This window comes from Nocardioides marmorisolisilvae, assembly GCF_003725775.1.
GTDB lineage: Bacteria > Actinomycetota > Actinomycetes > Propionibacteriales > Nocardioidaceae > Marmoricola > Marmoricola marmorisolisilvae.
The window spans coordinates 2,117,447-2,127,433 of record NZ_RJSG01000002.1; the positions used below are offsets into that span (position 1 = coordinate 2,117,447).

The following is a 9,987-nucleotide window of genomic DNA, read 5'->3' on the forward strand; positions in this document are numbered from 1 at the left end:
GGAGCGGTGACCTAGGCTTCCGGGGTGCAGATCAACTCTCGGACGCGCCTGATCGCGGTCCTGGCCTCGGCCCTTCTCCTGCTCGGCATCCTGGTCACCACCTCGGGGGCGCAGGCCTCCCCGGCGGAGCCGAAGTCGCCGTACACCCGCACCCAGGCCGAGAAGTTGCTCGCGCAGGTCAAGCAGGCGCTCTCGCCGGGGAAGGCGAACGCACGCCGAGCCTCCGGCGCCCAGCCCCGCCGCGACCTGGGCCTGCTGATCCACCAGCTGCAGAAGGCCCGGCCCGCGCTGGCCAAGGCCGACCAGCAGAGCGCCGACATCGCGACGAGCCGACCGATCCCGGACTCGCCGACCTGCGAGGCGGCCTCGCAGCCGGTCCTGCTCGGCACCCCGATCGAGTGGGAGGTCAAGACCAGCACCCACTTCTGCCTGCACTACCAGACCACCGGCGACGCGGCCACGACCGCGGCCTGGGCCTCCAAGACCATCAACGTCCTGGAGCACGTCTACTACTACGAGACCAGCCACCTGAACTACCGCCAGCCGTTGAAGGACCAGGACGGCAAGTACGACGTCTTCCTCGACGACATCGGCCAGAACGGCTACTACGGCTTCTGCACCACCGACGACCCGTCGGCGACCTCCACGGCCTGGTGCGAGCTGGACAACGACTTCGCCAAGTCGCAGTTCAACGCCTGGCCGACGAACTCGCTCAGCGTGACGGCTGCCCACGAGTTCTTCCACGCGATCCAGTTCGCCTACGACGCGGACGACAGCACCTGGTTCCTGGAGGGCACCGCGGTCTGGATGGAGGACCAGGTCTACCCGGACATCAACGACTACCTCCAGTACCTCAACTACAGCCAGATCACCCAGTCCGAGGTGCCGATCGACACCACCGGTGACTTCGAGCGCTACGGCGCGGTGATCTTCTGGAAGTACCTCAGCGAGGGCTACCACTCCGTCGACATCATCCGCCGGATCTGGGACGCGGCCTCGGTCTCCCGCGGCACCAAGAACGCCATCCAGGCGACCATCGCGGTGCTCCGGCTCGAGCACATCAGCTTCGCCCAGGCGTTCGCCCGCTTCTCGGTCTGGAACACCCTGCCGTCCGGCTCGTACGCCGACCGCAGGCTGTTCCCGAAGCCCGTCGCCTGGGGCAGCGCCGGCCTCGGCAACTCCAAGCGCGACACGGGCAGCCAGAGCATCAGCCTGGACCACCTCTCGAGCGCGAACGTGACGCTGATCCCGAGCTCCGCGCTGCCGTCCAAGGCGCGCCTGACGATCACCGCCAGTGCGCCGAGCAGCTACGTGGGCCAGGTCCGGATCCAGGTGCGGAAGACGAACGGCACCACGATCTACGAGACGCTCTCGCTGAACTCGGGCGGTGCCGGGTCCCGGACGCTCTACTTCTCCGGCAAGACCATCAGCTCGGTGCGGGTGACCCTGGCGAACGTGACCGTCACCTCGGACAACCAGAAGTTCAGCTTCCGGGCCAAGGTCGCGCTTCCGTGAGCACCGGCGCCGAGCTCGGCCTGGCCCGCTGGCACGAGGTCGTCGCGAGCCGTGACGCCGGTGTGCTGGCCGGGATGATCGCCGAGGACGCGGTCTTCAGCTCCCCGGCCGTGCACGCGCCGCAGGAGGGTCGCGACACGGTCGTGGCGTACCTCAGCGCGGCGCTGGTCGTGCTCGGTCCGACGCTGACCTACCACGACACCTGGACCCGCGAGAACGACGCGGTGCTGCGCTTCACCGCCGTCGTCGGCGGCAAGGAGATCGAGGGGATCGACATGATCACCTGGGACGACGACGGCACGATCGTCTCGTTCACGGTGATGGTGCGCCCGATCCGCGGCCTGGAGGCCGTGATCGAGGCGATGGCTCAGCAGCTCTTCGGCGGCTAGCCCACCCAGAACCCGCGGCTGCCGCCGTACCAGCCGCCCCAGGGGTCCTCGTAGCCGGTGGACCGCCCGGGTCCGCGCGAGCCCAGGTAGCTGCCGACGACGGCCGCGCCGAGGTCGTCGAGCTCCGGGGCGACGACCTTGCCGTCGACGCGCTTGGCCATCTGGTCGATGAACCGGGCCAGGCCCGGGTCGTCACCGAGCCGGAAGAAGGTCACCTGCGCGCCGAGCCGGCCGGAGTTGTCGAGCTCGCGGACGCTGTTGGCGATCGTCAGCGGGTGCGGCGGGTAGGAGAAGTAGAGCTGCCCGTCCGGCTCGAGGTGCGAGGTCGGCTCGCCGTCGGTGACGATCAGCAGCACCGGCTGCGCGTTCGGGTGCTTTCGGAAGTGCCGGTTCGCGAGCAGCAGGGCGTGGTGCAGGTTGGTGCCCTTGGCGGGCATCCGGTCCAGCGCGGTCAACTGCTCGATCTCCATCACCTCGGCGTGCCGGCCGAAGCCGATCAGCTCCAGCGCATCGCCGCGGAACCGACTGCTGATCAGCTGGTGCAGTGCCAGCGCGGTGCGCTTCATCGGCACCCAGCGACCGTCCAGGATCATCGAGTACGAGGTGTCGACCAGCAGCGCCACGGCCGCCTGGGTGCGCGCCTCGGTCTCGATCACCTCGATGTCCTGCACCGTCAGGCGCAGCTCGCCACCGTCACCCGCGGTCCGCTGCACCGCGTTCAGCACCGTGCGCGGGATGTCCCAGGGCTCGGTGTCGCCGAAGGCCCACTCCCGGCTGGCGCCGGTCCGGTCCCCCGCCGCACCGGCGTTGCGGTGCTCGCGCTGCCCCTGGCGGTTCGACATCCGGGTGGCCACGTCGCGCAGCAGCGCCTTGCCCAGCTGGCGCATCGCCTTCGGCGAGAGCCGCAGCGTCCCGTCCGAGGTGCGCTTGAGGTAGCCGGACTCACGCAGCGCCTTCTCCAGCTCGGCCAGCGTCTTCGCGTCGACCGCCGCCTGCTCGCCGAGCTGGCGGGCCAGCATGTCCAGGTCGACGTCGTCCATCCGGGCGCCGCCGTAGGACTGGGAGAGCTGCTCGGAGAGCGCGTCGAGCTCAGCGAGGTCCTGGAAGGCGCCCGTGCCGTCGCCGAGGCCGAGGCCCTCCTCGCCCCCGAACTGCTCGGAGCCGGACCAGTCCTCCCCGGGGCGCAGCGCCTGGAGGTTGGAGTCGAGGCGGTTCAGGCCCTCCATCAGCTCCGGTGATCCGAAGGCCTGCGCGGAGAGCTCCATCAGCTCCTGGCGTTGCTCGGGCGTCATCGAGTTGAGCATCCGCTGGGCAGCGGCGGCGCGCTGGGCCAGCGCGTCCATCAGCTCGTCGAGGTTCTGCGGGTTCTCCGGGAAGAAGTCGCCATGCTTGTCCATGAAGTCGGCGAAGTCCTGCTCCGCGTCAACGCCCTGGCGGCGCTTCTCGAGCAGCTCGTTGAGGTCGCCGAGCATCTCGTTGACCGCGGCGCGGTCCTCCTCGGTGGCACCCTCCAGCGCCTGCTTCATGCCCTTGAAGCGTTGGTCGAGCATCTCCCGGCCGAGCAGGTCCTTGATCTTCTCGAAGTCCGCGCGCGCCTCGGGGCTCTGCCAGTCGTAGTCGTTGAGCTCGGAGACCGCGGCAGCGGTCGACGACGGAAGGTTCTCGAGCTGGAGCTCGCGGAAGGCGCGGTCGGAGTCGTCCATCATGGCGTCCCGGGCGAGCTGCTTGCGCTCCTCCAGAACGGCCTGGTCGAGCAGCTGGCGGACCTCGTTCATGGTGCCGTCGAGGCTGTGCCGCTGGAGCAGCTCCTGGCGCTTGCGGGCGACCTCCCGGGCCAGCTCGTCGAGCCCGCGCTGGTCCTGGCCGCCGCGGCGCAGGAACTCCTGCATCGCGCGCTCGGGCGAGTAACCGGCCATCACGTCCTCGCCGATGTGCGCCAGCGCCTCGGACAGGTCGACCGGGGGCGCGAGCGGGTCACCGCCCGCGTAGCGGCGGTACGACGACCGGTGCCGGTCACCCGCCATAGGTGGTCTCCCCGTCCTCGGAGTCCTTGCCGACCTTGCGGGCCAGGTAGAGGCCCTCCAGCGCGAGCTCGATGGCACCGGCGCGGGTGCCGTCGGTGGTCGCGTCCAGGCGGGCGCAGACGTCGTCGTACAGCTCGGACTCCCCGAGCGGCGGCAGCCCGGCCAGGAAGTCCCGTGCGGTCACCTGCTCCCCGGTGACCACCGAGCGGCCCTCGATGTCGAGCGCCTCGACGAGCAGGCCGAGGTCGATGCCGGCCAGGCGGTCGCGCACCACCTCGGCGGTCGCGGTCCGCAGCAGGTGCGTGAGGATCTCCTCCTCGCGCCCCTCCTCACCGGTCTCGAACTCGATCTTGCCCCCGAGCACGTCGACTGCGGTCTGCAGGTCCACGACGCGGGCGACGGCCTCGTCCTCGCCCTGGGCGGTCGCGCGGTGCAGCGCCGCCGCGGCGATCGTCTCGGCACCGGCGATCGCGAAGCGGGCGCTGACCCCGGAACGCTGGTCGACCGACTGGCTGCCGCGCAGGTTGCGGGTGAACCGGGCCAGGATCTCGACCAGGTGGTCCGGGACGTCGGCGACCAGGTGCGCCTCCTGCCGGATGACCGCGATCTCGTCCTCGATCCGCAGCGGGTAGTGCGTCCGGATCTCGGCGCCGAACCGGTCCTTGAGCGGGGTGATGATGCGTCCGCGGTTGGTGTAGTCCTCCGGGTTCGCGCTGGCGACCACGAGCACGTCCAGCGGCAGCCGCAGCACGTAGCCGCGGATCTGGATGTCGCGCTCCTCCATCACGTTGAGCATCGCGACCTGGATCCGCTCGGCGAGGTCGGGCAGCTCGTTGATGGCGACGATGCCGCGGTGGCTGCGCGGGATCAGGCCGAAGTGGATCGTCTCCGGGTCTCCGAGGGAACGGCCCTCGGCCACCTTCATCGGGTCGACGTCGCCGATCAGGTCGGCCACGCTCGTGTCCGGGGTGGCCAGCTTCTCGGAGTAGCGCTCGTCGCGGTGCTTCCAGGAGATCCGCAGGTCGTCGCCGTACTCGGCGACCGCGCGCTGCGATGCGTGGGTGACCGGCTCGTAGGGGTGCTCGCCCAGCTCGGAGCCGGAGATCACCGGGGTCCACTCGTCGAGCAGCCCGACCAGGCTGCGCAGCAACCGGGTCTTGCCCTGGCCGCGCTCGCCGAGCAGCACGATGTCGTGGCCGGCCAGCAGCGCCCGCTCGACCTGCGGGATCACGGTGGACTCGAAGCCGTGCAGCCCCGGCCACGGGTCCCGACCCTCGGCGAGGGCGGCCAGCAGGTTCTCCCGCAGCTCGGCGCGCAGCGAGCGCTGGACGTGGCCGGAGGCACGCAGGGCGCCGACGGTAGCGATCGAGGGGGCAGGGGCGGAGGGCACGAGGTGCGAAGGGGTCACCTCTGCAGGCTACTCAGTGGCCCGTGACGGCGCGGTCGTTCCCGGGAGCGAACCGGATAGCGTGACCCGCATGTCCACCATGTCGGCGAACCAGGCCTGCCCGTGCGGGTCCGGTTCGGCGTACGACGCCTGCTGCGGACCGCTGGTCCGCAACGAGAGCCAGGCGACCGGGGTCGAGCAGCTGATGCGCTCGCGCTACTCCGCCTTCGTGGTGGGCGACGAGGACCACCTGTTCCGCACCTGGCACCCGCGCACCCGGCCCGAGCAGGTCGCGCCGGAGCCGGGCCTGGAGTGGACCGGCCTCGAGGTCCTCGACGTCGAGGAGCCCGGCGACGGCACCGGCGTGGTGGAGTTCCGGGCGCACTGGCGGTGGCAGGGCAAGCACGGCCTGCTGCACGAGCGCAGCACGTTCGAGCAGCGCGGCGGGCGCTGGCTGTACGTCGACGGCACCTCGCCACGCCTCGGCTAGGCGCAGCCTGCGTCAGGCGGTGCAGGTCTTCTTGATGTAGGCGTCCAGCGCCTTCAGGTTCTTCTGCTCGCTGGTGTTGAGCTTCTTGGACTTCTTGATGAAGTCCTGCCCGTTCTTGGCGTCGAGCACCCGGTCGATCAGCTGGACGAACCCGTCGCGAGCGGCCTGCGGGATCCCCTTCGGCGTCCCGGTGTCGGCCAGCTTCTTGGCCGCGGAGACGCCCTGCTTGAAGGTCGTCGACGCGGAGAACTTCTCCCCCGCGGAGCAGAAGTCCTTCACCGTGGCCGACTTCGGGATGTCCCGGCACCCGCCCAGCCCGAGGGCGAGGGTGGTCGCCAGCAGCGCCGTCGCTGCACGGGTCGCTGCTGGCCTCATCGGTCTCCTCGTTCACGCGGACCAGGGCGGATCCGCGTCCGGATCACCGTATCGGAACGAGGGGGCTGAGCAGCGTGAGCACCACGCCGACCAGCGAGGCCACCGTGTTCACCAGACCGTGGCTGCCGCCGTTGGGGCCGCCGATCGGTCCGGGGACCACCGGGTCCCAGCTGTTCACCACGGCGTTCGGCACGTACCCGTGGCGCACCCGCTGCGGGTGGTCACCGACCGGCAGGAACGCTCGTTCGGCGCCGGTGGCGAAATCGATGACCGCGACCGCGTCGGAGTCGCTCAGCGAGATCCAGCAGGTGTCGTCGAGACCCTCGGTCGTCCAGTACGGCTTCAGGTAGTCGTGCCCGGTGGTGGCCTTGTCGAGGATCGTGTAGGTCCCGGTGGCCCGGTCGACCAGTGCGGCGTAGTCGTCCATCGTGCCGGCGGCGCAGAGCGTGGTGCCGGCCGAGTTGATCGACAGCCCGTGGTGCGCCGAGTCGTTGACGTAGTCCTCCAGCGGCATGTCCGGGACCCGGTTCGGCAGGTTGATCAACCGGGTCACGGCGCCCACGCGCGGCTCGGCGATCCCGCCTGCGGTGTAGGTGACCTTCCCGTCGAGGTCCGGCGCCTGGGTGTCGAACTCGACGATGCCGTGGAAGTAGGACACCTGGAAGTAGAGGAACCGTCCGCCCGGCGCGACCGCCATCGGCCGGACCGCCGAGCTCATGCCGTCGTGGCCGGCCTCGGCGAGCTCCTTGCCCATGTCCCAGCGGTACTTGATGGAGAAGTCGCTGTTGTTGACGATCTGGTACCAGCGGTTGCCCTTGAGGGCGTCGTGCAGCGGGCCGATCTTGACCGGCCCGACGCTGGTCTCGTCGCCCGGCGTGTACACCTTGCCGATCGAGGCGTGGTAGATCAGCGAGCCGTCCGGCGAGTAGTTGTTCTCGTGCGGGGTCTCGCCCGACGGGAAGGTCCGCAGCCGGTCGCCCATCTTGATCTGCTTCAGGCCGACGGTCTCGTCGACCATCGAGTACTCGATCACCTGGTTCTTGGTGGAGTCCGAGACCAGCAGCCGTCGGCCGTCCGGCGAGAGGCCCATGTGGTCGGTGCGGTAGCCGTCCATCTGCTGCTCGCGCACGATGCTGTTCGGGTCACCGGCGGCGGCCTTGGCCAGGTCGATCCAGACGACGTCGGCGAAGCTCGGCCGGGACACCGCGACGTACTTGCCGTCGTTGGTGGTGAACATGTCGTCGACGTACTGGTCGTGACCCTCGCCCGGCCCCTGCTGGATCAGGTAGTAGTACGCCAGCTGGTCCGGGTTCTTGCGGATGTCGGCGATCTCCTGGGCCTTGTCCGGGATGAAGTTGATCCCGGTCTTGAGCAGCTTCAGCGAGTGCGAGTCGACGATCGTCGCGGTGCCGGCCCAGTTGTTGCCGACCAGCATGACGTCGCGCAGGTCCGGCGGCGTCGCGGCGACCGCCTTGTTCCGGTGCAGGTCGACATCGCTGAAGAGCAGCGCGGCGAAGAGGGCGAACAGGGACACGGCAGCGGTACGGCGCATGCCGGGTCAACGAACCGGTCAGCCGGCGGTCACGCTCGCGCGGCGGCGCCGGAAGACGGAGCGGCGCACCGCGGTGATCTCGTAGAGCACGACCATCGCGACCAATGCCGCGAATCCCCGCAGGACCGGGGTGACCTTGTCGGCCGACGTGGGGTGCGCGAGCGGCGTCTGCGGACCGGCGGTCTCGCCGCTCGCCCGCCCGGGCTCCTCGGTCCCCGGATCGGCGCTGCCGTGCTTGCCGGTCCCGGCGTGGTGCTGGGCCTGGTCGGCCTGCTTCGCCTTCGCGACGTCCTTGGGGTCGCTCGGCGTCGGCAGCTCCGAGCCCCCGACCCCCGGGGTGATCACGTACGTCGGCCCGCTGGAGGCTCCGTCGGACGGGGTCGGGATCGGCGGTGGCGTGAACGCGGGCGGCGTCGGCGGTGCGTCGTCAGCGGTCGCGAACGTCGTGCTCGCGCCCAGGACGAGCAGCGCGAGCACGGCTGCGAGCACAGCGCGCCGGATCACCGTTCCACGATAACCGGGCCGGAGCACCAGCCTCAGCGGGCGACGATCACCGAGGAGCCGTGCCCGAACAGGCCCTGGTTGGCGGTGATGCCGACCCGTGCCCCCTCGACCTGACGGCCCTCGGCCTGACCGCGCAGCTGCCAGGTCAGCTCGCACACCTGCGCCAGCGCCTGGGCCGGGACGGCCTCGCCGAAGCAGGCCAGGCCGCCGGACGGGTTGACCGGGATCCGGCCGCCGATCGTGGTGTCGCCGCTCCGCAGCAGCTGCTCGGCCTCGCCGCGCTTGCACAGCGAGAGGTCCTCGATCCAGTCGAGCTCGAGCGCCGTGGACAGGTCGTAGACCTCGGCCACGTCGACGTCCTCGGGGCTGATCCCGGCCTCCTCGTACGCCGCGTCGCCGATCGACTCCTTGAAGGTGCGCTCGGGAACCCCGGCCACTGCCGAGGAGTCCGTCGACATCAGCGGCATGTCGATGATCGTGTTCGGGAAGGTCGGCGTGACCGTCGAGATCGCCTTGATCCGCACCAAGTCTCCGGAACCGTGCTTCTGAGCCAGCTTCTGGGCGTACTCCACCGAGCACAGCACCACGGCGGCAGCGCCGTCGGAGGTGGCGCAGATGTCGAGCAGGTGCAGCGGGTCGGCGACGATCGCCGACTCGAGCACCTCGTGGGCCGCGACCTCCTTGCGGTAGCGCGCGTTCGGGTTGCTCAGACCGTGCTTGGCGTTCTTCACCTTCACCTGGGCGAAGTCCTCGCTGGTGGCGCCGTACAGGTCCATCCGGCGGCGGGCGTAGAGCGCGAAGTAGGCCGGGTTGGTCATCCCGAGCAGGCGGAAGCGCAGCCAGTCCGGGTCGTCCCAGCGCTCGCCGGCGTTCGGGGCCAGGAAGCCCTTCGGCGTGGTGTCCGCGCCGACCACCAGGGCCACCTCGGACATCCCGGCGAGGATCCGGGCGCGGGCGGTGTCGAGCGCCTGGGCGCCGGTGGCGCAGGCGGCGTAGCTGGTCGCGACGCGAGCGCCGTTCCAGCCCAGCGCCTGGGCGAAGGTGGCGCCGGCGACGTAGCCGCCGTAGCCGTTGCGGACGGTCTCGCCGCCCACGATCAGGTCGACGTCGGGCCACGGGATGCCGGCGTCGGCCAGCGCCGCCCGGGCGGCGACGACGCCGTACTCGACGAAGTTCTTGCCCCACTTGCCCCAGGGGTGCATGCCCACCCCCGCGATGGCGACGTCCCGGCTCACTGCGCACCTCCCGTGGTCTCGACAGGCTCGACCGACACGGGGCGCCACTTCCAGATCGAACGCTCGCCGGTCTCGTCGACGTAGGAGGTCTCCACCACCAGCTCGACCTCGTCCCCGACCTTGATGTCCGCGACGCCGAAGCCCGCGGCCAGTTGGCCGAGCACGACCAGGCCCTCGGGGATCTCGACGGCGGCCAGGGCGAACGGGACGTAGGGGTCGCTCGCCGGGATGTACGGCGCCGGCGGCTGGTACTGCGCGTCGGTGTAGGACCACACCCGACCGCGGCGGGAGAGCTCGGTCTCCGTGAATTCCTCGCCGGAGCAGGCCGGGTTCTTGCAGAAGCCGGTCGTCTTCGGGAAGAAGACGGTGCCGCAGGTGGTGCACTTCGAGCCGAGCAGCGCGGGCGCGTCGCCGGTGGTGAACCAGCCGTCGATGGCCGGAGTCGCGGTCAAGGACCCTCCCGGGCGTAGTGGTAGTTGAGCCTGTCGAAACTCTTGGGTTGAGCCTGTCGAAACT

Annotated in this window: 10 protein-coding genes; 3 read left to right on the forward strand and 7 right to left on the reverse strand. The window is 70.4% G+C overall.

Going from position 1 to position 9,987, the window contains the following annotated elements; genetic code table 11:
- Nucleotides 1-24 precede the first annotated feature (24 nt).
- Both EFL95_RS14315 and EFL95_RS14320 read left to right on the forward strand, forming a co-directional pair.
- Complete coding sequence (locus EFL95_RS14315; protein ID WP_123234586.1) at nt 25-1,515, forward strand: MXAN_6640 family putative metalloprotease; 1,491 nt, start codon at nt 25-27, stop codon at nt 1,513-1,515.
- Entirely contained in the window at nt 1,512-1,904 is a 393-nt protein-coding gene (locus EFL95_RS14320; RefSeq protein ID WP_123234587.1) for a nuclear transport factor 2 family protein, read from the forward strand. Before EFL95_RS14315 ends, EFL95_RS14320 begins: the two co-directional genes overlap by 4 nt.
- Here the strand turns inward: EFL95_RS14320 and EFL95_RS14325 are convergent.
- Both EFL95_RS14325 and EFL95_RS14330 read right to left on the reverse strand, forming a co-directional pair.
- Nucleotides 1,901-3,928, reverse strand: a complete 2,028-nt coding sequence (locus tag EFL95_RS14325) for a vWA domain-containing protein (protein ID WP_123234588.1) — start codon at nt 3,926-3,928, stop codon at nt 1,901-1,903. The genes EFL95_RS14320 and EFL95_RS14325 overlap by 4 nt on opposite strands.
- The gene (locus EFL95_RS14330; RefSeq protein WP_425463961.1) at nt 3,918-5,336 is read right to left on the reverse strand and encodes a magnesium chelatase ATPase subunit I; all 1,419 of its coding nucleotides are present in this window, start codon (nt 5,334-5,336) and stop codon (nt 3,918-3,920) included. The genes EFL95_RS14325 and EFL95_RS14330 overlap by 11 nt, the downstream gene beginning before the upstream one ends.
- Nucleotides 5,337-5,406: 70 nt before the next feature.
- On the opposite strand from EFL95_RS14330, the gene EFL95_RS14335 reads away from it, so the two are divergent.
- Entirely contained in the window at nt 5,407-5,805 is a 399-nt protein-coding gene (locus EFL95_RS14335) for a YchJ family protein (RefSeq protein WP_246004954.1), read from the forward strand.
- Between the two features lie 12 nt (nt 5,806-5,817).
- Here EFL95_RS14335 and EFL95_RS14340 read toward each other — a convergent pair whose 3' ends face one another.
- Genes EFL95_RS14340 through EFL95_RS14360 form a run of 5 tightly spaced genes read right to left on the reverse strand, consistent with a single transcriptional unit; the run spans nt 5,818 to nt 9,923 of the window.
- Nucleotides 5,818-6,180: a hypothetical protein gene (locus tag EFL95_RS14340; RefSeq protein WP_123234589.1), complete on the reverse strand. Its 363-nt coding sequence runs from the start codon at nt 6,178-6,180 to the stop codon at nt 5,818-5,820.
- Between the two features lie 43 nt (nt 6,181-6,223).
- Complete coding sequence (locus EFL95_RS14345; RefSeq protein ID WP_183407164.1) at nt 6,224-7,732, reverse strand: YncE family protein; 1,509 nt, start codon at nt 7,730-7,732, stop codon at nt 6,224-6,226.
- 18 nt (nt 7,733-7,750) lie between these two features.
- The gene (locus EFL95_RS14350) at nt 7,751-8,236 is read right to left on the reverse strand and encodes a hypothetical protein (protein ID WP_123234590.1); all 486 of its coding nucleotides are present in this window, start codon (nt 8,234-8,236) and stop codon (nt 7,751-7,753) included.
- Between the two features lie 32 nt (nt 8,237-8,268).
- On the reverse strand, nt 8,269-9,471 hold the full coding sequence (locus EFL95_RS14355; RefSeq protein ID WP_123234591.1) for a lipid-transfer protein: 1,203 nt from the start codon (nt 9,469-9,471) through the stop codon (nt 8,269-8,271).
- Complete coding sequence (locus EFL95_RS14360; RefSeq protein WP_123234592.1) at nt 9,468-9,923, reverse strand: Zn-ribbon domain-containing OB-fold protein; 456 nt, start codon at nt 9,921-9,923, stop codon at nt 9,468-9,470. The genes EFL95_RS14355 and EFL95_RS14360 overlap by 4 nt, the downstream gene beginning before the upstream one ends.
- Between the last annotated feature and the right edge of the window lie 64 nt (nt 9,924-9,987).

Bases quoted from the DNA above. Each gene is read 5' to 3' on its own strand.
- EFL95_RS14345 (WP_183407164.1), bottom strand. From the start codon at position 7,732: ATGCGCCGTACCGCTGCCGTGTCCCTGTTCGCCCTCTTCGCCGCGCTG.
- EFL95_RS14335 (WP_246004954.1), top strand. From the start codon at position 5,407: ATGTCCACCATGTCGGCGAACCAGGCCTGCCCGTGCGGGTCCGGTTCG.
- EFL95_RS14340 (WP_123234589.1), bottom strand. From the start codon at position 6,180: ATGAGGCCAGCAGCGACCCGTGCAGCGACGGCGCTGCTGGCGACCACC.
- EFL95_RS14325 (WP_123234588.1), bottom strand. From the start codon at position 3,928: ATGGCGGGTGACCGGCACCGGTCGTCGTACCGCCGCTACGCGGGCGGT.